Here is a 23,712-nt window from a genome sequence, read left to right as displayed (position 1 = left end):
TTTCAAAAGCCATAACAAAAAGCTTACTGTCAGTAGGTCGTCTGATAGGTAAAGCGACGTGCTGTTAGTGATACAAGCGCTTAGCGCTTATTCGAAATGGTTTGCGACACCATAACAGTGCTTACAGTCCAAGCCATTTGTCATATCAGGGAGGTAGTCAATGGCCAATCAAGCCCCCGTCGCCTGGGTAACTGGTGGAACTGGTGGAATCGGTACGGCAATTTGCCATTCGTTGGCGGATGCGGGTTATTGGGTGGTAGCGGGGTATAACAATCCCGAAAAAGCCAAAACCTGGCTGGAAACCCAGCAAGCTGCCGGTTATGAAAATATTACAACGTTAGGGGTTGATCTATCTGACCATAATGCATGTCTGGAAGCCGCGCGTGAGATCCACGAAAAATACGGCCCTATCAGCGTGTTGGTTAACTGTGCCGGCATTACCCGCGATGGCACAATGAAGAAGATGGCCTACGATCAGTGGTACCAGGTCATCGATACCAATCTTAACAGCGTCTTTAATACCTGCCGCAGCGTGATCGAGATGATGCTCGAAAACGGCCATGGTCGAATCATCAATATCTCGTCTATTAATGGTCGTAAAGGTCAGTTTGGTCAGGTTAACTACGCAGCCGCTAAGGCGGGCATGCACGGCTTAACCATGTCGCTGGCGCAGGAAACTGCGACCAAAGGCATCACGGTAAACACCATATCGCCGGGCTATATTGCGACCGATATGATTATGCAAATTCCAGAAACGGTACGCGAAGCCATTCGCGAAACGATCCCGGTAAAACGCTATGGTAAGCCTGAGGAAATTGGCCGGTTAGTGTCCTTCCTGGCCGATAAAGAGTCTGGATTTATCACTGGCGCCAATATCGATATCAACGGTGGCCAGTTTATGGGATAGGCCATCACGCCTATGGATTTACTGGATAAATGCTTTCTCATAAGGAGAGCATGAAAACGGGAGGCCAATGGCCTCCCGTTGCGCTGTTGCTGAAACACGTCGCTGAATTCTACTTCACGCTAGGGTGGGGGAACCCTCGCCAAGTCACTGAGTAAGTTATCTAGCTCCTTTACTTCGCGCTCCCACTGCTCTGCGGATATCGGCCCAAGCGCAAGTAGTGCTGCAAGCACGTCGATAATTTCTTCTGGGCGACTGCGCTCTTGCCGAATCCCTTCATTTAAACGCTCTACCTGGATCGCCAGGCGCAACGGTTCATCGGTCTGGCGTACGCTGCCGCTGGTTAATAAGGTAAGGTGTACCCGCAGGCGGGAAACCGAGTCCGCCAGCGCCGCTTTATCTTCTGCCGATAACGGTAGGGGGGTTGTATGGCGCTGACGATTGCGGGTGTGGTGTGCCGCGATAAATGCAGCGGGGAGCGGCGTGCTGATCACCTCCGTTGCGTTGACGGTTTCTGCGGCTTCCCCGGCCAGATAGCGCTGGTCGGCTGCCAGGTGAGCATTGACGAGCGGCAGGATCAGATGCCACTGCTCAACCGTGTCGGCAATTTCCAGGCGACTTAAGCGCTCGCGTTTGGCCCGCACGATGCCACTCAAACGTCGCTGCATACCTTCGCTGCGACGGTTTCTTGGCAGCGGTTCAAGTCCGTTGACCTGGCTTAGGAAGTCTTCCAGCACGCTCGCTTCCCGGGCAGTAGTGGGTTGCCAGCTATCCATTTGGTCAATCAGCACCTGCATCGCATCAAGTTGCTGTTGCTGGCGGGCGGCCTGCTCGTTTTTATGTGCATCACGTTGAGCAAATAGCTGATCGCACTCATGCCGAAAGGCTTTCCAAAGCGACTGCTCTGCACCTTTGGGGGCTCTCCCTAACTGGCGCCAGCGTTGCTGTAGCTGCTTGGTTTGGGAAATGCGCTGAGCCAAGGGTTGCTGCTCATCGCTGCGCAAAGCCTTCACTTCTTCAATCAAAGCGTGTTTTTGTGAGGCGATTTGCTCTGCTCGCTGATCGATCAGCGTCTGAAGCTGATGACGAATTTTACCAAACCGCTGGCCTACCGCTTCAGAGCGCTCGCGGGGGACCGGTGAATAGTGACGCCATTGATGACGTGCTTTATCGCGAATTTCACGCAGCACGTCAGGGTCGGCATTCTCGGCCGGTTGAGCAAGCAGGGTTTCAAGCTGTTCGCATAGCTGTTCCCGGGCGCTCAGATTCGCTTCACGCTCCTGGCTAAGCTGATCACGCCACGGACCGAGCCGTTCATGAATACGCTCCGACGCCGCACGAAAGCGTGTTGACTGTTCGCGGTTTGCCGCTGCATCGCCCAGTGATTTCCACTCTTTTACCAACTGGCGGTGGTGGCGGTCCAGCGCGGCTTCAGCCATATGCTGGTCATTAGCCAGTGCATCGATACTGGCGCATAGCTGCTCACGCTTTGGCCCAGCAACAAAACCGCGCCAATCGCGTAGTTCGGCCAGGCGCGCACCCAGTTGTTTCAGTCGTGCTTTCAGCGGCTTGGCATCGGCTGTTTTCAAACCTTCAATTTGCGGCTTTAAGCGCTGATGAAGCTGGCTGGCGCTTTTAAAGGCTCCCCGCTCCAGCAGGTGCTCAAAGCTATCAAGCTCCGCTTCAAGCGTGCTTAGCGAGACGGAGGCCTGATGGCTGTCGTCAATTTCTTTTGACTCAGTGGCAAGCGTTGCCTGGGCGCGCTGTATGAGTGCAGGCGGCGTAAGCGTTTCAGGCCAGGCGCACGCTTTTAACAAGCGCTTCATGGCGCTGTAGTCGTTATTCGTCAGAGCCTGCTCAAGCGTGACGCTGATATCCTGCCAGCGGTGCCAGGCGTCCAGGCACTGCTCGTACTGAACGATCGCCTGGGTGTAGCGCTGCCGGGCCAGCTCGCTAGGAGTATGCAAATCAGAAAGCGCTTGCCAGCGCTGGCTAAACAGTTGCCGCTGGGCGCGCAGGCTATCGATATCCTGCTCGGTGATTTCCGTTGCGTGGTGTAAGCCTTCAAGCGTCTCCTCCAGCCCATCCAGAAGCTGGTTGCGGGTCCGTTCCGCTTCGTCTCGGCGGGCAAGGCTTTGCTGGCGGGCCTGCTCTTGGGTTTCATGATCATGCAAGGTTCTACGACAGCCCAGCATAGCGTGATGAAAACGCTGCTCCTGCTCGGCGCTAGGTGGGTGCGCAAGGCCCTTCCATTCGCGCTCCAAATGGCGCAGTCGGCCACCGTAAAGCGGCTCCCACGGGACACGCGCCTGCTGCTCAAGCTGCTGAAGTAGCTGTTCACGCTGCTGTTGCTGTTGGGCAAGCCACTCTGCATCGGTGCGCTTCTGGCCGAGCTTTTCACGGGCAAGACGCACGACGTGACGGTCACGGCGAGCCTCTTTGAGCAGGCGCTTTAAGCTCTCTTCGTCTTCTATGCGCTCGGCCGCGCGATGGCGCACGGTGGCTACGCCGTTGTGACACGCCTGGGTAATAAGATCGTTATCATCGGTGAGCCGGGCAAGCGCCGTTAGGCGGAGATTAAGATTATCTCCTTGAAGAGCAATCGCATTCAGCAGTCGCGATTCATCTAACTGCTCTACAAGTGCTTGGCGCTGATGAAGGTCGGTATTACCTTCAAGACCACCGAGCCGCTGGCACATGGCATTAAACCATGCCTCTTGCTGGCGGTGATCGGAGTAAGCATCGAACAGGCCTTGTATGTCATCCAGCGCTAATAGAGCCGCCAGGCGGATGTCGCTTTCGCTATCGTGAGCGAGTGCTTGCAGCGCTTCACGCTGCTCTGTCTGGCTCGGGTCCAGGCGTGCGAGGGCCTGTCGACGTACCTCGGGGTCGGGGTGTTGCCACCGAGGAGCGAACAGGCGTCTTAACAGTCCGTACATGGATCATCCTGCGTAGAGGTGCGTGGCATAAAAAAATCAGCCATTGTTGAACAGGCGGTTGCAGTCACCGGCGCTGTCGCTTAGCTTTGCCTTATCAGGGTGTAATAGAAATTGATTCTTCACACCGAAAGGCGCCAAATTGCGCTACCTTTATCTTACCTGAACATGACATGGAGTTCGGCTATGAGCCTCAACGCCGATAGTGCCAACGTGGCGTTTACCTTTAAAGGCGGCATGCTGCCGATGACCGTCATGGAGCTAAGTAGCGCCGATCCTGAGCATATCCGGCGGCAGCTGGCCGGTAAACTATCTCAATCTCCGGCATTCTTTCAGCATACACCGGTTGTGCTTAGCGTGGAAAAGCTTGATGAACCCCACTTAGCCCTGGAGCGGATATGCGCCGTTTGTCGGGACCACAAGCTTTTGCCGGTAGCCGTACGCGGTGGCTCAGAGCCGGTGCGTCAATCAGCCTGGGCATTGGGTCTTGGCTGGTTCGCGCCCGTAGAAGAGGGGCGGGCTAGATCGCTTGAGAGCGTTAGCCGAACGCCAGAAATGGCGCCTGTCGCTTCCAGCACGCAGCCTGATGTTGAAAATCTGGAAGCGCCTAGCGCTGCCACGCGCCTGTTTCGCGGTACCGTTCGCTCAGGCCAGCAAGTTAGTGCGTCAGACGGGGATTTAGTCGTCATTGGCGCGGTCAATGCGGGCGCTGAGGTATTGGCTGCGGGGAGCATTCATGTTTACGGTGCTTTGCGCGGGCGAGCTTTGGCAGGTATACACGGCAATACTCAGGCGGGTATTTACTGTCGTGAACTTGAAGCCGAGCTGATTTCTGTCGCAGGAAACTATAAACGTCTTGAAGATATTGATTCACAGCTTTTAGGCTGTGCTGCAGAAGTTCATTTTATAAAAGAGCAACTTGAAATTAAGCCGCTAAGTTAATGGCGTAAGCGCGGGGTGTATCCATGCTTAATGCTTAGCGACGCTGCCTTGCCTATCCGTTACAGTATGGCATCCTACATAACATTGACGTTTCCGTTATTCGTTCTGCGTCATGCGCTCGCGATGAACGACTTCAAGAAGGAAGTTAATCTTGGCTAAAATTATTGTTGTGACCTCAGGTAAAGGGGGGGTCGGTAAAACTACCAGCGCTGCGGCAATCTCTACGGGGCTTGCGCTGCGCGGTAAAAAAACCGTAGTTATCGATTTTGATGTGGGGCTGCGTAACCTTGACCTGATCATGGGCTGCGAGCGCCGGGTGGTATATGACCTGGTGAATGTTATCCAGGGGGAAGCAGGCCTCAATCAGGCGCTGATCCGTGATAAGCGCGTTGAGAATTTATATATTTTGCCCGCCTCACAAACCCGCGATAAAGATGCGCTGACCCAGGAAGGGGTGGCGGAAATACTGGACAAGCTCAAAGAAGAGTTCGATTTTATTATCTGTGATTCACCTGCCGGTATTGAGCGTGGTGCGCAGCTTGCCATGTATTTTGCCGACGAAGCGATTGTAGTAACCAATCCTGAAGTCTCCTCGGTGCGTGACTCTGACCGTATCTTGGGACTTTTAGCATCAAAAACCCGGCGTGCTGAGCAAGGCGGCGATCCGATTAAAGAGCATCTGCTCGTTACCCGCTACAACCCCGAGCGCGTGACTACGGGCGATATGCTTACCCTTGAAGATATTCGTGAAATTTTAGCGGTTCATCTGTTGGGCCTTATTCCTGAGTCTGAAGCTGTGCTTCGTGCCTCTAACCAAGGTGTGCCGGTCACTCATGATGCATCAAGCGATGCAGGCCAGGCGTATAGCGATACGGTATCGCGTCTGCTGGGTGAAGAGATTCCGTTACGTTTTCATGAAGTGCAGCGTAAGAGCCTGCTCAGCCGCATGTTTGGAGGTAACCGTCGATGAAACTACTGGAGTTCTTGAAGCGTGAGCGCAAGAAATCCGCCTCGGTGGCCAAAGAACGGTTACAAATCATCGTGGCGCATCAGCGCAGCCAACGTGGTCAACCTGACTACATGCCGTTGCTTGAGCGCGAACTATTAGAAGTTATCCGTCGCTATGTGCATGTAGACGATAACGCTATCCAGATTTCTTTGGATAGCGAAGATAACTGCTCGGTGCTTGAGCTGAACGTAACGTTGCCTAAAAGCTAAGAGCAATCCTGTCGAGAAGAGTCAGCGCCGTGATAGGGGCGAAGGGCGAGATAGGTTTGGTGAGATAGGTTTGGTGAGATAGGTTTGGCGAAATAGGTTAGCGGCGAGATAGGCAAAGGGTGTGCTAGGCTTGGTGTTTTGCCCTGCGGAGTGCTTGTTCATGGCGCCATCCAATGCCGCCCCTGCCAGTTTTTTGTGGCATGACTATGAAACGTTCGGGGCCGATCCACGCCGAGATCGGCCTGCCCAATTTGCTGCGCTGCGTACCGACGCGGACTTAAACGAGATTGGCGAGCCGGTCGAGCTTTACTGTAAGCCGGCAGACGACTATCTGCCGCACCCTGCCGCCTGCCTGATTACCGGTATTACTCCGCAAAAAGCCCAGCGCCACGGCTTGCCTGAAGCGCAGTTCGCCAGTGAAGTGCAGCGCCATATGAGCGAGCCAGGCACCTGTGTCGCGGGCTATAACAGCCTGCGCTTTGATGACGAAGTCTCCCGCCATCTGTTCTATCGTAACCTGATCGATCCTTACGCTCGCGAGTGGCAAAACGGCAATTCCCGCTGGGACTTGATTGATGTCGTGCGGGCGTTTTACGCACTGCGCCCGGACGGCATCGAGTGGCCCCTGCGCGAAGATGGCGCGCCAAGCTTTAAGCTTGAGCACTTGACCAAAGCCAATGGTATTGACCACGAAGGCGCCCACGACGCGGTAGCCGACGTGCGGGCCACTATTGCCCTGGCTCGACTGCTCAAGGAGCGTAATCCCAAGCTGTTTGATTACCTGCTTGGCCTGCGTGGCAAGCGCGCGGTTGCCCAACAGCTAGACCTGCCTAACGCCAAGCCGCTTCTGCATATCTCACGCCGCTACCCGGCCAGCCGTGGTTGCAGTGCCCTGGTGATGCCGCTGGCTGAACATCCCACCAACCCCAATGGGATGATCGTTTACGATTTAAGCGTTGACCCTGGTGATCTTCTAACGCTCAGCGCTGAAGAGATCCGCGAGCGCGTTTTTGTCAGCCAGCAGGATCTTTCGGAAGGCGAGGCGCGTATTCCGCTGAAAGTCATTCATATCAATCGCTGCCCGGTTATCTTTCCGGCCAGCGTGCTTAAAGATATTGATGGGCCGCAAAAGGGGGCTTACGGCGCGATTGTTGAGCGCCTGGGCTTGGATATTGTTACCTGTCGCCAGCACTGGAAAACCCTACGCAGCGCCCAGGGCGTGGCGCAGAAAGTCGCCGATGTATTTAAAGCAGGTTTTGATGAGCCGGTTCAAGACCCTGATTTAATGCTTTATTCAGGCAGCTTCTTTTCCGCCGCTGACCGTCAGCAGATGGAGCGGGTGCGCGAAATGGATCCCTGGGATTTAGTCGGGCAGCGGTTTGCCTTTCAGGACCCGCGCCTGGAAGAAATGCTGTTCCGCTATCGGGCGCGTAGCTACCCCGATACGTTGGAAGGTGAGGAGCGCGAGCAGTGGGAAGCGTTTCGCTGGATGCGTATCAACGATCCGGCCATTTCAGGATTTACACTTAAAGCGTTTGCCCGGGAAATTGAGCGCTATAACCAGCAAACGCTCAGCGACCGTGAGCGGCAGGTGCTGGAGGAGCTGGTAATGTTCGTCGAGGCGATGATGCCCGCCCAGGCCTTTGATGCCTGAGCGGGTCATGTGGCTTACTGCTGGCTTTGTTTGCTAAACGGCGTTAACGCTTCACGATAGGGTGTCACGTCGCTGGGTGTATCGCCTGGGTTGAAGCGTACATCCAGCTGGTGGGTAAGCAGCTCAGGCCATGCGGCCTGTATATCGGCTGGGCTTACCTCAAGTGCCAGATTGGCCAGCTCCTCGCGGCGATCAAAGCGGATTTCATCCAGCGCGGTGGCCTGCCAGTATCGGCTGGCCATACCGCTCAGGCTGGTATCGCGCTGTTTGAGCCGGTCATGAACCGCCTGACGGTAAGGGGCGAGTGTCTCATCGTCTAGTTGCTCAAGCTGCTGGCTGGCGTCATCCAAAAACGTATCCATATGCTCAGCCACGGTTTCGCTGTCCACATCGGGCGATTGAACGAGCAGCGCAATACCGGGCGCTTCAAGCAGCGGCGAATAACCGGCATTTACGATATAGCCTAGCTGCTCCTCGGTACGCAGCTTCTGATAAAACGGCGTTTCCAGCCATTGCGCAATCACGCTGGTTACTGCCTGCTCCTTGGCGGTTTGATTGCGGGCCTGTAAATAGCGCAACACCAACGACTCTTCACGCGTGCTGTGGGGGCGAAGCACGCTGGGCGTCTCGCTGACAGCCTGTGGCGTTAGCTTAGGAATATCGTCACGGGTTAAGCGCGGGCGTAGCTTGTTACGCATTATGTCGGCCTGCTCGCGGGCCAGGTCTGCATCCAGGTTGCCGACCGCCATGGCGTCAGCATAAAGCCCGCCTAAAAAGCGCTTGCGGAAGTTTTCCAGATGGCTGCGTTCCAGGCGCTGACTGGCGGCAAGAAGCTCGGTAGTCGACCATTGAGGGGCTAGCAGCGCCTCACCTAGCGTGCGGCTAGCCTGGCCTGGAAGTGATGACTGCGGCGCATTGCGCCATTCCCGCTGCAGCTGATAGCGTACGCGCTCAAAGGTGCTGTCGCTGATTTCGGCCATTTTAAGCTGATCAATGGCTTGCTCAATGAGCGGCGTCTGGCCATCACGCCAGCCTGAGAACGAAAGCGTCATGCCGCGCGCATGCGGATAGGCGCTAAACGCTTGGCCCGCCAGCCACGCCGGATACAGTGACTCATTGAGGCTGTCGTTTAACCACCCGGCCAGCAGTTGAGTCAGCACCACTTCTTCAGGTGAGTAGCTGGCGTCCGGGTATTGCAGGCTCAGGCGCCACTCAACGCTTGGCGTATTGAACCGGGCATCCTGCATATGCCACGCGTGAAACGAGGGTGTATCGATTAGTATGCTGGGGCGCTCATCCTGACCTTCCAGGAGCGTCAGATCGCTGGCAATAAACGGATTCGGCTCAGGGAGTGTCAGTTCACCCAGTACCTGGCCTGCCTGGGAAGGCTGCTGCTCCCGCCACTGGGTATTGAACCAAGGCGACACGGTGTCACTTTCAATGTCCGGTGCGGAATAAAAGCGCAGCATGTTGTCAGGCGTTAACGCATCTAAATACACCTCTTGGCGTTCAGCGTCCGGCGCATCCATTCGGTAGGCGGCGTACTGTACATCTTCCACCGGATGGCGGGACAGGCTCATTGAAAGACGAGTGGCTTCCTGCTGCGGCGCACCGTGCTGCTGAAAACGAAAGGCCTGCTCGCGAAGGTCGCGTTGCTCTGCGTAGCGCCAGTCGGCGAGCCCCTTGGTACGGATCTTCTCAATGGCGGCAAACAGCGTGGCTTGAATATCATCCAGCCGCTCAGCCCCTGCAGGCGTTAAGCTGATGGATACGGTAAATAAAGCATTCTCGCCATCGCCTCGGCCAACGCCTGCCGACAGTCCATCGGCCAAGCCTGCATCGCGCAGTACGGCTAAAAGACTGCCGTCGCCCTCATCACCTAACAGGTGTGAAATCACCTGGGTGGGTTTGGTGCGATACTCATCGGTGGGATCGGGGATCGGAAAGTAAAAACGCAGCTGGCGACGGTCCTGCAGCGATTGACGCTCGATATAGCGCGGCAGAGTGGACGCATCTACCAGTGGCGCATCAATCGCCGGAACGCTGAGGTCATTGTCGGGGATATCGGCAAAGCGTTCTGCCACCCAGTCTTCGAGAGTATCCAGCGGCTGTGGGGCAACCACGGCCAGGTTCATAACGTTGGCATCGTAATGCTGATGGTAAAAGTCCATCACCCGCTCGCGCAGCGTCGCCTCGCCTTCAGGCGGGTTGGCGAGGGTTTCGCGGCTGCCTACGGCAAAGCTGGTGGTGGCGTTGTCAGGATTCAATAGCTGATTGAGCACGTCGTTTTCACGGCGTGACTCATCGCGAATACGCGCCATGTATTCCGAGTGAACAATATTGCGCTCGCTCGCCAGGTGATCGGCATTAAACAGCGGCGATAAGAAAAACTCGCTAAACCGGTCAAGTGCTTCCGGCAGGGCTGACGGCTCGATATCAAAAAAGTAGTTGGTGTCCTGCTGGCCGGTAAAAGCGTTGTGAGAGCCCGCATGGTCTGAAATAAACCGCTGATAGGCATCTGAAGCGGGGTAGGGCTCAGTGCCCAAGAACAGCATATGCTCAAGAAAGTGAGCAAGCCCCATTAGGTCGTCCGGATCCTGAGCGCTGCCCACTCGAACGTTCATCGAGGCCGCGGCCTTGTCGGCTTCCGGGTCGCTTACCAGCAAAACGTTTAAGCCATTCTCGAGGGTCAATACGCGATAGTCGCGGCTATCGAAAGGGCTGGTGGTGGGTGTTACCACTTCGTCGACCGGATGATCGCTTGCCGCCAGTAAGTGGGGGGAGAACCATAAAGCGCCTAGCATCACAATCAAGCTAATACGCGGATAGGGCACGCGTTCGGGGACTATACTCATCGGCTGTAACATTATGGCTCCTGTGCGGTGGCCCACTGCAGCATTGGCCCTATGGGGTGGGCGCAGACCGCAGATTGATAGGCAGGATTATTAACATGCTTTGATACCGGAAAAGCGCCCAACAGTTCCAAAGGCGCGGGCATTAATAATTCTTTGACGGTGTCGAGAAGGCTGTCTGGGTCAAGCCATGTGTCTAGAGCATGAGGCGGAATAACCACCGGCAGACGGTCGCTCAATGGTGCAAGACACGCATTGGCGGGCACGCTAATCAGCGCGGTTGAGTCGGTAAACGCGCTAAGCGTTGTATGATAACGACACCATAATGCCCCCAGCAGCAGGGGCGCACGGGTTACGTGAGTGACCAAATAGGGCTGTTTGCTTCGCGGCAGCGCTTTCCAGATATAAAAACCGCTTACCGGAATAACGCAGCGCCTGGCCTGAAAAGCCTCATAAAACATGGCCTTTGAGCTAAGGGTCTCGGCCCTGGCGCAGTGGGGAGCGTGATCCAGCACCGTCAGCCACGGCGGCGTAAGCCCCCAGAACAGCGACTCAAGCTGATACTCACCTTGCGCTAAACGAATAGCCGAAACCGGCTGGCGCGGCGCCAGATTGGGCGATTCCACAAGCGCTGAGTGCGCCTTAAGCGAGGGCAAAAGACGCGTAAGCGCTAAGTTTTGCACGTGTAGGCGTCCCGTCATGCCTTTCTCCTTAAGCCAAATCGACGCAATCATGTCATGGGAGAGCGAAAGACGCATAAGAATGCAGTAAATGTAATGTTTTAGTGTCGAAAACAGTGTTCGATGTAAGGTATCCTATATTACCCCTTGCTCACGCTAAAGCGCGGTGAGGCATTCTTATTTGTTTGCCGTTGACCTGAAGAGATCGCCATGGCCCGTCCTAGACAGCATGCGCCCGATGCCCTCCATGCGCAGGTCATGAACGTTTGTGATGAGTGGTTGGCTGAAAAGCCAGTCCATGGTTTGTCACTGCGTGCCCTGGCTAGAGAGGTTGGCTGCGCACCCAGTACGCTGCTCAAACTGTATGGCAGCTTTAACAACTTACTGCAGAACGTCAACGTTGAAACGTTGGCAGGATTGCAGCATACCATTACGTCATTAGCCGAGGACGCCCCCGAGCCGTGGCTGCGTTCGCTTGCTCATGCGTACTGGCATTTCGCCGAGCAGGACTGTTACCGCTGGCAGCTTTTGTTTGATTACCCCTTGGCTCAGGAGGGTGAGCTGGATCAGCGTCAAGGCGCTTTGATTGAAGCGCTGTTTACTCAGGTTGAGTCTGCCCTTAAAAAGTATCAGCCCACGCTTGATGATTTAGAGGCGCGCCGTTTAGGACGCACCCTATGGGGTAGTGTGCACGGACTTGTACAGCTAGGCTTAAATGAGCGGCTAGGTTATTGGCAAGGGCAGCAGCTCAAAGTGGATGAATTACTTGATCAGTTAGTAAGCACCGTACTGTCAGGGCTCCGGCATCGGGGGCCTGCAGCGTGAGATGTTGGATGAACGGTGTTCGCCAGGTATTACGTAGCCTGATCTATCTGGCTATGCGCCTGTGCTACCGTTTGCATGTTCATGGACGCTACCACCTGCCCAGGCAGGGTGGCGCGCTCGTGGTGTGTAATCACGTAAGCTTTATGGACGCTTTGGTGTTGGGCGGCGGCAGCCCTCGGCCGCTGCGGTTCGTCATGGATCAGCCGATTTTCGATTCGCCTTGGCTCAAGTGGTGGTTTCAGCTGGTTGGCGCCATTCCCATTGAATCTGAGCGGCGTAGCCCCGGCGCCTTGCGGCGTACGCTGGATGAAATCAGCCGGGCGCTACATCGTGGTGAAGTGGTCATGGTATTTCCGGAAGGGCGGTTAACTCCCGACGGTGAAATTCATACCTTTCGACGTGGCCTGGAAACCATTTTGGCGCGCGATAACGTGCCTGTGATTCCGGCAGGGCTTGCCGGGCTTTGGGGGTCATGGACATCTCACTACAATGGTAAAGCGCTTAAGAAGTGGCCAAGCCGCTTTCGGGCGCCGGTTAGCCTGCATTTCGGTCCGCCGATTAATGCCCAGGAAGTCAATGACGTGGCGCTACGCAGCTATCTGGAAGCGCGAGTAAGAGGGCTTAAAGCGGCCGCCGATAAAGATCTTGGTCACCGCTAATCGGCTCTTTAAATTGCTCTTTTCGAGCGCTCTTTACCTCTCTAGCGCTACTTCTTTATAGAGCTGTTTCTGCCTAGAAGTATCTTTTCTTTTCCAAACGCTATCCGCCACGCCGGGGCAGGCGAACTTTTTGCCAGCAGCGGGCCGATGTAATCAAATTGTCGCGAATCTCCAGGATTTCCATGCGGGTATTGCCAATCTGTAGGCTGGCAGGGCCTTCTGGAAACGCCTCCAGGTGTTCCAATATCAGTCCGTTCAATGTCTTGGGGCCATCGGTTGGCAAGTGCCAGCCAAGCATCTTGTTGATTTCACGGATATTGGCCGTGCCTTCAATTACATGACTGCCATCATCCTGCTGATGAATCTCTTCGTCTTCAGATACATCCGTGGTGAACTCGCCCACAATCTCTTCCAGAATATCTTCAAGGGTGACTAGCCCTTCGACATCGCCATACTCGTCTACCACCACACCAATGCGGCGTTTCTGCTTTTGGAAGTTAAGCAGCTGGGTATGTAGCGGAGTGGATTCGGGAATAAAGTAGGGTTCGCGGGCTTCTTGCACGATCGCTGCTTTGGTGACTTCGCTGCGCGATAAAAACCGCGCGGCATTGCGTAAGTGCAGCATGCCGATGATGTTATTGATATCGCCTTTATAAACCGGCAGGCGGGTATGCTGGCTGGTGCGAATCTGAGTCAGAATATCTTCCAGCGAGTCGTCTAAATCGATCCCCAGCACCTCGTGGCGCGGCACCATGATGTCGTTTACCGTGACGTTCTCAAGATCCAGAATCGACAGCAGCATGGCGCGGTGACGGTAAGGAATCAGCGTGCCCGCTTCATGCACCACGGTGCGCAGCTCATCGCGGGTCAGGCTGTCACCACCGTTCTCCACGCTTTTCACGCCGAGTATTCGCAGCAACCCGTTGGAGATCATGTTGACCAGCCACACCAGAGGGTACAGCAGCTTTAGCAGCGGCTCTAGCGCCATTGAGGTTGGGTAGGCAATGCGTTCAGGCTTGATCGCCGCGTAGGTCTTGGGCGTGACTTCGGCAAAAATCAAAATGGTAATGGTTAAAAGCGCGGTAGAAATCGCCGGGCCCGAGACGTCGCCGAAGAAATGGATGGCAATAATAGTGGCAATGGACGCCGCCAGGTTATTGACGAAGTTATTACCAATCAGAATGACGCCGATGAGGCGGTCGGGCCGGGTAAGCAGGCGCATGACCCGTTTGGCGCGCCGGTCACCGCTGTTGGCCTGATGGCTCAGGCGGTAGCGGTTGATCGACATCATGCCGGTTTCAGAGCTGGAGAAGAAGGCAGACAGTACTATCAGTAAGCCTAGTAGGCCGAACAGTAACCCCAGAGGGAAGTCGTCGCTCAAGTCGAAAGTTCCTTTATGACGTATTAGGCTCGATTTGTAGAAGGTAGGGGATGGTGTGTCAAGATAACCATGGCCGCCTAAGTCTGCCTAGCGATTAAGCAGTATTTCAAGTACAAACTTGCTGCCAAAGTAGGCCAGTACCAATAGCGTACAGCCACCCAGCGTCCAGCGTACCGCACGCATGCCTCGCCAGCCAAAACGATAGCGGCCAATAAGTAGTGTGGTAAAGATTATCCACGCCCCCAACGATAATACGGTTTTATGTAATAAGTGCTGGGCAAAAATATTATCTAAAAAGATAAAGCCGCTAATGATGGAGAGGGTAAGCAGCAAAATACCTGCCCACACCAGCTCAAACAGCACGCGCTCCATGGTGGTTAATGGCGGAAGTGACTGCACGATACCGCGAATATGATGATGGCGCAGCGCCTGATTCTGCAGGCCGACGAGTATCGCCTGCACTGCCGCAATGGCCAGCATGGCAAAGGCCAGTGCCGAGCTAATAGCATGTAGCAGGATGCCCGGTGTGAGGCCTGCATGGCTGCCGTGGCTGGGGAGCCAAGTAGCGGTAATCAGCGCGACACCGGCGAGCGGAAATAAAACAATGCTGACGTTAAGGACCGGCTTGAAAAGGCTGGCTATCAGCAGCACGTTAACCGCGACGGCCATAAATAGCGTCGCGCTGGTGGTGAACCCCGGCAGTAAACCGGGCGCCTGATTCACAAGCTGCACGACCACCGGAATGTGCAGGAGTAGCCCCAAGGCACCGAGAAGGCGCACCATACCCTGGCGGGGCGGTACGCGGCGAAAAAGAGTCATGCCCTGCCAGATAGCAGCGGCGACATAAAATACAAAAGCGATCGTGGCGAGAGGCAGCGCCTGCATGATGCTATCCGTGCGCGCGTTTCGCGCGTTGCAGTGAAAAACAGTCGAACTAAAGTGTACTGACTACTATAACCAATCGAAACCGTATCGCACAGCCATCGTTAGTCGGCGCTGACAGCCATGGAGACTCAGGGCATGAGCGCGTATAATCCATGTACATCAGTCTAGGGCCGTAGGTGCCCGGCGACAGCGACGGAGGCAGAGAGGCCCCATGTTCCAGAATCTCAGTGAGCGTCTTTCCCAGACGTTGAAGTCGATCAAAGGTCAGGCACGCCTGACCGACGACAATATTAAAGACACCCTGCGCGAAGTACGCAAAGCGCTGCTCGAAGCTGACGTGGCGCTGCCGGTCGTCAAAGCCTTTATCGAGCGTGTGCGCGAGCGGGCGGTTGGCCAGGAAGTGTCCAAAAGCCTGTCACCGGGCCAGCAGTTCGTCAAAATCGTCCAGCAGGAGCTGGAAGCTATTATGGGCGAGGCCAATGAAGGCCTGACCCTGAAAGGCTCCCCGGCGGTCGTGCTGATGGCCGGTTTGCAGGGGGCGGGTAAAACTACCTCGGTTGCCAAACTGGCCCGCTACCTGCGCGAGCGCGAGAAGAAAAAGGTTCTTGTAGTCTCGGCCGACGTCTATCGTCCGGCGGCCATTGATCAGTTGGAGACGCTGGCCAAAGAGGTTGAAGTCGACTTCTTCCCGTCACGCTCTGACCAGAAGCCGGTTGATATTGCCGAAGCGGCGATCAAGCACGCCAAAATCCAGTTCCACGATGTGGTGCTGGTGGATACCGCCGGTCGTTTGGCGATTGATGAAGCCATGATGGCGGAAATCCAGGCGTTGCATAAGGCGATCTCACCGCAAGAGACGCTGTTTGTCGTCGATGCGATGACCGGCCAGGATGCGGTTAATACCGCAAAAGCGTTCCACGATGCGCTGCCGCTAACCGGGGTGATTCTCACCAAGGCCGACGGTGATGCGCGTGGTGGTGCGGCGCTGTCCGTGCGCCATATTACCGGCAAACCCATCAAGTTTATGGGGGTGGGCGAGAAAGTCGACGCCCTTGAGCCTTTCCACCCGGATCGTGTTGCATCACGCATCCTCGGTATGGGCGACATGCTGTCGCTGATCGAGGAAGCCGAGCGCACGGTCGATAAAGACAAAGCCGCCAAGCTTGCCAGCAAGGTCAAAAAAGGCGATGGCTTTGATCTGGAAGACTTCCGTGACCAGCTCCAGCAGCTCAAAAAGATGGGCGGCATGGGTGGTCTTCTGGGCAAGCTGCCCGGCATGGGGCAAATGGCGGAAATGGCCCAAGGTCCCGGTCCTGAAAAGGAGCTGGGTAAGCTTGAAGCGCTGATCAACTCCATGACCCCCAAAGAGCGCCGCACGCCGGATCTGATCAATGGCTCGCGCAAGCGCCGGATCGCGGCGGGTGCTGGCCTGCAGGTGCCGGATCTGAACCGTCTGCTCAAGCAACATAAGCAGATGCAGAAGATGATGAAGAAAGCGGGCAAGAAAGGCGGAATGCAGAAGATGATGCGCGGCATGTCTGGCATGATGGGCGGCGGTGGTGGTCCCGGCGGCCCGGGTGGAATGGGCGGTATGGGTGGTCCCGGTGGCCTACCCTGGCGCTAAGCACATTAGTTTAGGCGCTGCGGCGATGTTGGTAAGGTTGACGGCCTGTGAGTTTTCTGGCTGTCAGGCTTTCCAATCCGGGCGCATTTGCGTAGAATGCGGCCTCTTCATGCGTGGGTGTTGGCAAAATATGCGCAAGCATTGCCGTAACATCCGGTCGTGAAGGCCTTAAAATGATACAAAGCAGACACTTATCTTTGAGTGAGCGGCGTATCAAGAAAACAGTATGATGAGTGTTCTGGTGGCGGTTTGCGCTATTTTCCACTCTCGTAACCTCAACCGAAGGATAGTTATCGTATGGTTACCATTCGTTTGGCACGTGGTGGCGCCAAGAAGCGTCCCTTTTACCACCTGACTGTTACCGACTCGCGTAACGCCCGTGACGGCCGTTTCATCGAGCGTATCGGCTTCTTCAACCCGGTTGCCCGTGGTCAGGAAGAGCGTCTGCGCGTTGATCTAGAGCGTGTGACTCACTGGCAGAGCCAAGGCGCCCAGCTGTCTGGTCGTGTTGCTGAGCTGGTTAAAGAAGCGCGTAAACAGGCATAAGTCTGTTCACGGTAGAATCTGGACTGCTGTACGTTGAGGTCGTCGATGACGCGTTTTGAAACAAGCCATACTGACGACACGCATGTGGTGTTAGGCAAGCTGACTAGCCCTCACGGGGTGCAAGGCTGGCTCAAGGTGTATTCATACACTAGCCCCATGGACAGCATTTTGGATTACCCCGAATGGTGGGTGCGCAAAGGGGAAACCCTGACGCGAATGGCCATTGTTCAGGGACGTCGGCAAGGTAAAGGCCTTGTTGTGCAGCTTAAGGGCGTGGATGACCGCAATGCCGCTGAAGCACTGGCGCAGACGGATATCTTGCTGCCTAAAGATGCACTGCCTGAGCTTTCCGCCGATGAGTATTACTGGCATGAGCTTGAAGGCCTGGCTGTTTTCACTCAAGCCGGCGAGCGGTTGGGACGGATAAGCTATCTGTTTGAAACCGGCGCCAACGATGTCATGGTGGTTCGCGGCGATGACGACGCGATCGACAAACGCGAGCGGTTGATACCGTTTCTGCCTGATGATGTGATTGTCGAAATCAGCCTGGAAGATGACCGTATGGTCGTTAACTGGGATGCTGACTTTTGAGTAGTGACATGACCTGTGATGCGCAAGCACCAGGCTCTGGCAGTAACCTGGATACGCCCGCAATGTGGATCGGTGTGGTGTCGTTGTTTCCCGAAATGTTCGATGCACTCACCCAGCAGGGCGTAGTAGGTCGAGCGATTGAGAAGCAACGTATTGCCCTGGAGTTCTGGAATCCGCGGGATTACGCCACCGATCGCCATCGCAGTGTGGATGACCGTCCTTATGGCGGTGGCCCGGGTATGTTGATGAAAGTCGATACACTCCGTGGCGCTATTCACGATGCCCGCGAGCGGGCACATCAAGCCACTGGCCTGGAGCCTACCGTGATTTATCTTTCGCCCCAGGGGCGCAAGCTGGATCAAAAAGGTGCTCAGGCGTTAGCCGCTGCAGGCCCCCTCGTGGTGGTAGCAGGGCGCTATGAAGGCATTGATGAGCGTGTGGTAGAAAGTGACATTGATGAAGAATGGTCGATTGGCGACTATGTGTTGAGCGGCGGTGAGCTGCCCGCCATGGTGCTGATTGACGCAGCGGCAAGGCTGATTCCCGGTGTTTTGGGGCATCAGGATTCCGCTGTCGAAGACTCGTTTAATGACGGTCTGCTAGACTGCCCGCACTATACCCGTCCAGAAATCATCGACGGGAAGACCGTGCCGGATGTGCTGCTAAGCGGTAATCATGCAGCCATCAAGCGCTGGCGCTTAAAGCAGTCTTTAGGCCGCACATGGCAGCGTCGTCCCGATTTATTAAAGGGGCGCGAGCTTAATGCCGAGCAGCATAAGTTGCTGAACGAGTTTATCGAGGAACACGCTCTGTCCGCCAGGTAGGTTATTTTCAACTACATAGTGCAGAGCGGCGGTGCAGGACGGCAAGGGCGCGTCGTTTATCTATTGACTGCAAGCCTACGTACCTGCGTCACCCATAACGACTCCCGCGAAGCTCGTTTCGAGCGCCGGGATCACGATTTGCCCCTTCCACAACTGCGTGGCAAATCATTCCGTTATTTAGGAGCATGAAGATGAGCAGCAAGAACAAGGTGATCCAGGCGATCGAAAACGAGCAGATGGGCAAAGAGCTTCCTTCTTTTGCACCGGGCGACACCATTGTCGTTCAGGTAAAAGTAAAGGAAGGCACCCGCGAGCGTCTGCAGGCGTTTGAAGGTGTGGTTATCGCTAAGCGTAACCGTGGCCTGAACTCCGCTTTCACCGTACGTAAAATTTCTCACGGTGTTGGCGTTGAGCGTACCTTCCAGACCTACAGCCCGCTGGTTGACTCTCTTGAAGTCAAGCGTCGTGGTGACGTGCGTCAAGCCAAGCTGTACTACCTGCGTGAGCGTAGCGGTAAGTCAGCACGTATCAAAGAAAAGCTGGCGTAAACGCCGCTTTCTCGGGCGTGCCCTGTTCTTGACGTACGTCTTGAGCATGCGTTGTGCCCAGATACCAGGACCCCGTCACCGCTTTGCGGGACGGGGTTTTGTTTATGTACCCGTATCACTCAGGGGCCGTTAACGTATGAGCGTCATTGATGCCTTTTTGGATGCCCTCTGGTTAGAGCAAGGTGCCAGCGATCATACGTTAGCCGCTTATCGGCGCGACTTAACCGCGTGGCAGAATTATCTGGTGGCGCAAGGCGACGATATATTATCCCCCGGCCTTCAGCAGCTTCCCGTATGGCTCGACGCCCGCCGGGAGCAGGGTTATCAGCTGCGCAGTAACGCCCGGCTGTTATCGAGTCTTAGAAGTTTTTATCGCTGGGCGCGCCTGCACGGCCATGTGGCGAGCGACCCGCTGGCTGAAGTGAAATTACCACGCGTTCTTCCCGGGTTGCCCAATACGCTGGAAGAGGCGGAGGTCGAGCGCCTGCTGATGGCGCCAGATATCGAAACCCCGCTTGGCGTGCGTGATCGAACCATGTTGGAATTGCTATATGCCTGCGGATTGCGTGTATCGGAGCTTGTGTCGTTAACCGGAGACGCGGTGAACCTGCGCCAGGGCGTAGTGCGTGTGCGGGGTAAAGGGGATAAGGATCGCCTGGTGCCTATGGGTGAAGAGGCCATCGACTGGCTTGCGCACTATATGAAAACGGCCAGGCCTGCGCTAATGAGTGACCCGACAAAGTCTGCGCTGTTTCCGGGGCGAGGCGATAAAGCCATGACCCGGCAGACCTTTTGGCATCGCATAAAGGTCCATTCGATCACAGCCGGAATTACTCGTCCGCTGTCGCCACACACATTGCGCCATGCTTTTGCGACACATTTATTGAATCATGGGGCCAATTTACGGGTCGTACAGCTGCTGTTAGGCCACAGCGATTTATCCACGACTCAAATTTATACGCATGTTGCCCAGGCTCGCTTGGAAAATCTTCATGCTGAACATCATCCGCGAGGTTGAAGAAAGAATGCGCCAACGTACGGTTACTCCCTCTTTACGCTCTGCATTATTCACACTCGCCATGGCAAGTGTTTTGCCTATCGCTGCCCACGCTGATGCTGCCACCGACCACTTGCGCGAATCACTCAGCGTTAACGGCCAGCAGATGCCGGTTGAGCAGGTAACCGCAACCCCGATAGAAGGCATTTACCATGTGCTTCTGGAAAGCGGTGAATCGTTTTATTCCAACGCCGAGGGCAGCCACTTTTTAGTCGGCGATCTATTCGAAAATGCAGAAACGGGTCTGGTCAATTTAACCGAGCAGGCCAAAAATCAGGATCGCGTAGCTGCCTTGGCATCTGTGCCTGAGTCCGAGCGCATCGTGTTTCGCGGTGTGGACGAGCCCAAAGCAACCGTCGTGGTGTTTACTGACCCGACCTGCCCGTATTGCGAGCGTCTGCACGAAACTGTGCCTGAGCTTAATGAGCGCGGTATTGCGGTACACTATATGGCCTTCCCGCGTGCGGGAATGGGTAGCGCAGCGGCGACCTCGCTACAACAGGCTTGGTGTGCGAGTAATTCAAGCGAAGCCATGACCCGTGCTCAGCAGCGCCAAGCGCTAACTGGCCCGTCTGACTGTGATAATCCGGTCGCCGAGCAGTATGAGTTAGGCATGTCGCTTGGTATTCAGGGCACGCCAGCGATTATTCTGCCTAACGGTCAGCTGGTACCTGGTTTTGTACCGCCAGAAAGGCTTGCTGCCATGTTAGGCTTGGGCGACGCGTAAGCCTATTTAAGTAAGTTCTATCCAGGTAAGTTCTATCCAAGTAAGTTTTATCTAAATAGAATCGTCGTTTATATCACGATGACGCTGAGACACTGATTTAAGACCGGGCGCTTTATGCGCCCTATACGAAAGGGGATGTATTTTGAAACCGGTAAGAGTAGGCATTTGTGGGCTAGGCACGGTTGGTGGCGGCACGTTCAATGTGTTGACGCGCAACGCTGATGATATTGCACGCCGTGCAGGCCGCCCTATTGTTATTGAGCAGGTGGCTCATCGCAGTATCCATCCTGACTGCGATATTACCGGTATTAACACAACCACCGATGTTTTCGAGGTGGCTAATAACCCTAACGTTGATGTGCTGGTCGAATTGATCGGCGGCTACGACATGGCCCGCGAGCTGGTGTTGACCGCGATTGCCAACGGCAAGCACGTAGTGACGGCCAACAAGGCGTTGATTGCCGTTCACGGTAACGAAATCTTCAAGGCCGCCCATGAAAAGGGCGTTATTGTGGCCTTTGAAGCCGCCGTTGCAGGCGGTATCCCTGTGATCAAATCGCTGCGCGAAGGCCTGGGTGCCAACCGTATCGAGTGGGTGGCAGGTATCATTAACGGTACCGGCAACTTTATTTTGACCCATATGCGCGACGAAGGCCGGGCCTTTGAAGACGTGCTTGCCGAAGCGCAGGCACTGGGTTACGCCGAGGCCGACCCCACGTTTGACGTGGAAGGTATCGATGCGGCGCACAAGCTGACCATTCTGGCCTCGATTGCCTATGGCGTGCCGCTTCAGTTCGAGAAAGCCTTCACTGAAGGCATTTCACGGATTACTGCTGAAGATGTTGAGCAGGCCGATAACCTGGGCTACGTCATCAAGCACCTGGGTATTTCCAAACGCACCGATCAGGGGCTTGAGCTGCGCGTTCACCCCACGCTGATCCCCAAAGAGCGTTTGCTGGCCAACGTGCACGGCGTCAAAAACGCCATCGCTATCATGGGCGACGCGGTCGGTCCTACGCTTTATTACGGTGCCGGTGCGGGTGCTGAACCAACAGCTTCTGCCGTGGTTGCCGATCTGCTTGACGTAGCTCGCGATATCTCCACTGACCATCACTACCGCGTGCCGTATCTGGCATTCAGCGGTATTGACGAAGACGTCAGCCAGCTGCCAATTATGCCTATGGAAGACATCATCACGGCGTATTACCTGCGCCTGCTGGCGGTGGATCGTCCCGGCGTGTTGGCGCGCGTAGCCACTATCCTTGCCGAACAAGGCATCTCGATCGAGGCGCTGATCCAGAAAGAGGCGACCGAAGGCGAGCTGGTGCCGATTATTCTGCTGACGCATCGTACTAAAGAGAAGCAGATGAACGAAGCGATCCGCGAAATCGAAGCGATGGCCGATATCGCCGGGCCAGTGACACGCATCCGCGTGGAAAGCCTGAGCGAAGGGGAGTAACCCACTATGCGCTATATCAGTACGCGTGGGCAGGCGCCCGCGCTCTCGTTTGAAGAAGTCGTACTAACCGGTATGGCCAGCGACGGTGGCCTTTACGTGCCGGAAGAGCTGCCCTCTCTCTCGAAAGAAGCGCTGGCCGATATGGCCGGGCTCTCTTACGCTGAGATTGCCTTTCGCGTTATGAAGCCGTTTGTGAACGGCGAGATCGACGACGACACTTTCCGCACCATCGTGACCGAAGCGTACGCCACCTTCACCCACGATGCGGTGGTGCCGCTCAAGCAGCTCGACGCCAATCACTTTCTGCTTGAGCAGTTCCATGGCCCGACGCTGGCGTTTAAAGACGTCGCGCTACAGCTTTTGGGCCGCCTGCTTGATCACTTTTTGAAAAAGCGTGGCGAGCGCGCGGTAATCATGGGTGCCACCTCGGGCGATACCGGGTCAGCCGCCATCGAAGGCTGTCGCCACTGCGACAATCTGGATATCTTCATTCTGCATCCGCACAAGCGGGTGTCTGAAGTGCAGCGCCGTCAGATGACGTCAGTACTGGCCAACAACGTGTTCAACGTGGCCATTGAAGGCAACTTTGACGATGCTCAGGCCATGGTCAAGGCAAGCTTTGCCAATCAGGACTTCCTGAACGGCACGCGCCTGGTGGCGGTCAATTCGATCAACTGGGCGCGCATCATGGCGCAAATCGTTTACTACGTTGCATCAGGTGTCGCGCTGGGTGCTCCGCATCGCGACGTCAGCTTCTGCGTGCCGTCGGCCAACTTCGGCAACGTGTTTGCGGGCTACATGGCGTACAAGATGGGGCTGCCGGTCAAGCAGTTCATCATCGCCACCAACTCCAACGACATTCTGCACCGCACGCTTGCCGCCAACGACTTCTCCAAGAAGGAGCTTGAGGCAACGCTCGCGCCTTCCATGGATATCGTGGTGTCGTCGAACTTCGAGCGTCTTCTGTTTGATGCCTACGACCGTGATGGCATGGCCGTGGCGGCACTGCTGGAGCGCTTTCAGCAAGAGCCCACCGCGCTTGCCGATGCGCCACTTGCCAAGCTGCGTGAGAAGTTCTCAAGCTTTAGTGTGGACGATGACACCATTCTGGAAGTCATTCGCGAAGCGCATCACCGTACCGGCGAAATGCTCGACCCGCATACCGCCACGGGCTACCGCGCTGCTGAACGTGTCCGCGCTGATCAATCAACGCCGATGATAACGCTTGCCACCGCGCATCCGGCCAAGTTTGCTGAAGCGGTGGTAAAAGCAGGCTTCCAGGGCGTACCCCTGCCCACGCATATGGATGATCTACTGGAGCGTGAAGAGCGCTACACGGTACTGCCTGCTGAGCTGAGCGCCGTACAGCAGTTTGTTGCGGATAACCGCCGTTAACGCAT

Annotated in this window: 21 protein-coding genes; 16 read left to right on the top strand and 5 right to left on the bottom strand. The window is 55.7% G+C overall.

What is annotated here, in order from left to right:
- The first annotated feature begins 160 nt into the window (after positions 1 to 160).
- A complete protein-coding gene (gene phbB / locus ACT3XD_RS06125) occupies positions 161 to 907 on the top strand; it encodes an acetoacetyl-CoA reductase (protein WP_192538739.1) in 747 nt (248 codons plus the stop codon).
- Between the two features lie 119 nt (positions 908 to 1,026).
- Here phbB and ACT3XD_RS06120 read toward each other — a convergent pair whose 3' ends face one another.
- Positions 1,027 to 3,843 carry a DUF349 domain-containing protein gene (locus tag ACT3XD_RS06120; protein ID WP_192538738.1) on the bottom strand — a complete coding sequence of 939 codons (2,817 nt, stop codon included), beginning with the start codon at positions 3,841 to 3,843 and terminating at the stop codon, positions 1,027 to 1,029.
- Between the two features lie 183 nt (positions 3,844 to 4,026).
- Here ACT3XD_RS06120 and minC point away from each other — a divergent pair, with 183 nt between their 5' ends.
- The 4 genes from minC to sbcB all read left to right on the top strand — a co-directional run bounded on the left by minC (position 4,027) and on the right by sbcB (position 7,654).
- Positions 4,027 to 4,782 (top strand): septum site-determining protein MinC, encoded by a 756-nt coding sequence (gene minC, locus ACT3XD_RS06115; protein ID WP_192538737.1) that lies wholly within the window; start codon positions 4,027 to 4,029, stop codon positions 4,780 to 4,782.
- A gap of 151 nt (positions 4,783 to 4,933) precedes the next feature.
- Positions 4,934 to 5,752 (top strand): septum site-determining protein MinD, encoded by an 819-nt coding sequence (gene minD / locus ACT3XD_RS06110; RefSeq protein WP_192538736.1) that lies wholly within the window; start codon positions 4,934 to 4,936, stop codon positions 5,750 to 5,752.
- Entirely contained in the window at positions 5,749 to 6,000 is a 252-nt protein-coding gene (gene minE, locus ACT3XD_RS06105; RefSeq protein ID WP_018918334.1) for a cell division topological specificity factor MinE, read from the top strand. Before minD ends, minE begins: the two co-directional genes overlap by 4 nt.
- A gap of 160 nt (positions 6,001 to 6,160) precedes the next feature.
- Complete coding sequence (gene sbcB / locus ACT3XD_RS06100) at positions 6,161 to 7,654, top strand: exodeoxyribonuclease I (RefSeq protein WP_192538735.1); 1,494 nt, start codon at positions 6,161 to 6,163, stop codon at positions 7,652 to 7,654.
- A gap of 14 nt (positions 7,655 to 7,668) precedes the next feature.
- On the opposite strand, the gene ACT3XD_RS06095 is transcribed toward sbcB, so the two are convergent.
- Complete coding sequence (locus tag ACT3XD_RS06095) at positions 7,669 to 10,521, bottom strand: insulinase family protein (protein WP_192538734.1); 2,853 nt, start codon at positions 10,519 to 10,521, stop codon at positions 7,669 to 7,671.
- Positions 10,521 to 11,207 (bottom strand): SOS response-associated peptidase, encoded by a 687-nt coding sequence (locus ACT3XD_RS06090; protein WP_192538733.1) that lies wholly within the window; start codon positions 11,205 to 11,207, stop codon positions 10,521 to 10,523. The genes ACT3XD_RS06095 and ACT3XD_RS06090 overlap by 1 nt, the downstream gene beginning before the upstream one ends.
- A gap of 189 nt (positions 11,208 to 11,396) precedes the next feature.
- On the opposite strand from ACT3XD_RS06090, the gene ACT3XD_RS06085 reads away from it, so the two are divergent.
- Both ACT3XD_RS06085 and ACT3XD_RS06080 read left to right on the top strand, forming a co-directional pair.
- Positions 11,397 to 12,011 (top strand): TetR/AcrR family transcriptional regulator, encoded by a 615-nt coding sequence (locus ACT3XD_RS06085; RefSeq protein WP_192538732.1) that lies wholly within the window; start codon positions 11,397 to 11,399, stop codon positions 12,009 to 12,011.
- An 8-nt stretch (positions 12,012 to 12,019) separates the two neighbouring features.
- On the top strand, positions 12,020 to 12,670 hold the full coding sequence (locus ACT3XD_RS06080) for a 1-acyl-sn-glycerol-3-phosphate acyltransferase (RefSeq protein WP_192538731.1): 651 nt from the start codon (positions 12,020 to 12,022) through the stop codon (positions 12,668 to 12,670).
- A gap of 100 nt (positions 12,671 to 12,770) precedes the next feature.
- On the opposite strand, the gene ACT3XD_RS06075 is transcribed toward ACT3XD_RS06080, so the two are convergent.
- Both ACT3XD_RS06075 and ACT3XD_RS06070 read right to left on the bottom strand, forming a co-directional pair.
- Positions 12,771 to 14,051, bottom strand: coding sequence for an HlyC/CorC family transporter (locus ACT3XD_RS06075; RefSeq protein WP_192538730.1), 1,281 nt, complete (start codon positions 14,049 to 14,051; stop codon positions 12,771 to 12,773).
- 87 nt (positions 14,052 to 14,138) lie between these two features.
- Positions 14,139 to 14,936 carry a cytochrome C assembly family protein gene (locus tag ACT3XD_RS06070; RefSeq protein ID WP_018918327.1) on the bottom strand — a complete coding sequence of 266 codons (798 nt, stop codon included), beginning with the start codon at positions 14,934 to 14,936 and terminating at the stop codon, positions 14,139 to 14,141.
- A 211-nt stretch (positions 14,937 to 15,147) separates the two neighbouring features.
- Here ACT3XD_RS06070 and ffh point away from each other — a divergent pair, with 211 nt between their 5' ends.
- The 9 genes from ffh (at position 15,148) to thrC (ending at position 23,707) form a co-directional block, all read left to right on the top strand.
- Positions 15,148 to 16,560 carry a signal recognition particle protein gene (ffh, locus tag ACT3XD_RS06065; protein WP_192538729.1) on the top strand — a complete coding sequence of 471 codons (1,413 nt, stop codon included), beginning with the start codon at positions 15,148 to 15,150 and terminating at the stop codon, positions 16,558 to 16,560.
- A gap of 297 nt (positions 16,561 to 16,857) precedes the next feature.
- The gene (gene rpsP, locus ACT3XD_RS06060) at positions 16,858 to 17,106 is read left to right on the top strand and encodes a 30S ribosomal protein S16 (RefSeq protein ID WP_009724081.1); all 249 of its coding nucleotides are present in this window, start codon (positions 16,858 to 16,860) and stop codon (positions 17,104 to 17,106) included.
- 45 nt (positions 17,107 to 17,151) lie between these two features.
- Positions 17,152 to 17,697: a ribosome maturation factor RimM gene (gene rimM / locus ACT3XD_RS06055; RefSeq protein WP_018918319.1), complete on the top strand. Its 546-nt coding sequence runs from the start codon at positions 17,152 to 17,154 to the stop codon at positions 17,695 to 17,697.
- Between the two features lie 62 nt (positions 17,698 to 17,759).
- Positions 17,760 to 18,521 (top strand): tRNA (guanosine(37)-N1)-methyltransferase TrmD, encoded by a 762-nt coding sequence (trmD, locus tag ACT3XD_RS06050; protein ID WP_192538752.1) that lies wholly within the window; start codon positions 17,760 to 17,762, stop codon positions 18,519 to 18,521.
- Between the two features lie 191 nt (positions 18,522 to 18,712).
- Positions 18,713 to 19,069, top strand: coding sequence for a 50S ribosomal protein L19 (rplS, locus tag ACT3XD_RS06045; protein WP_192538728.1), 357 nt, complete (start codon positions 18,713 to 18,715; stop codon positions 19,067 to 19,069).
- A 136-nt stretch (positions 19,070 to 19,205) separates the two neighbouring features.
- Positions 19,206 to 20,087, top strand: coding sequence for a site-specific tyrosine recombinase XerD (gene xerD / locus ACT3XD_RS06040; protein WP_192538727.1), 882 nt, complete (start codon positions 19,206 to 19,208; stop codon positions 20,085 to 20,087).
- The gene (locus ACT3XD_RS06035; RefSeq protein ID WP_192538726.1) at positions 20,062 to 20,853 is read left to right on the top strand and encodes a DsbC family protein; all 792 of its coding nucleotides are present in this window, start codon (positions 20,062 to 20,064) and stop codon (positions 20,851 to 20,853) included. The genes xerD and ACT3XD_RS06035 overlap by 26 nt, the downstream gene beginning before the upstream one ends.
- A 142-nt stretch (positions 20,854 to 20,995) precedes the next feature.
- Positions 20,996 to 22,312 (top strand): homoserine dehydrogenase, encoded by a 1,317-nt coding sequence (locus ACT3XD_RS06030; protein ID WP_192538725.1) that lies wholly within the window; start codon positions 20,996 to 20,998, stop codon positions 22,310 to 22,312.
- Between the two features lie 6 nt (positions 22,313 to 22,318).
- The gene (gene thrC, locus ACT3XD_RS06025; RefSeq protein ID WP_192538724.1) at positions 22,319 to 23,707 is read left to right on the top strand and encodes a threonine synthase; all 1,389 of its coding nucleotides are present in this window, start codon (positions 22,319 to 22,321) and stop codon (positions 23,705 to 23,707) included.
- Positions 23,708 to 23,712: the final 5 nt, after the last annotated feature.

Origin of the sequence: Halomonas sp. AOP7-B1-5, assembly GCF_052353045.1 — a bacterium.
In the GTDB taxonomy this organism is placed as follows: domain Bacteria; phylum Pseudomonadota; class Gammaproteobacteria; order Pseudomonadales; family Halomonadaceae; genus Vreelandella; species Vreelandella colorata.
This window is presented reverse-complemented; position numbering and strand designations above follow the sequence as displayed.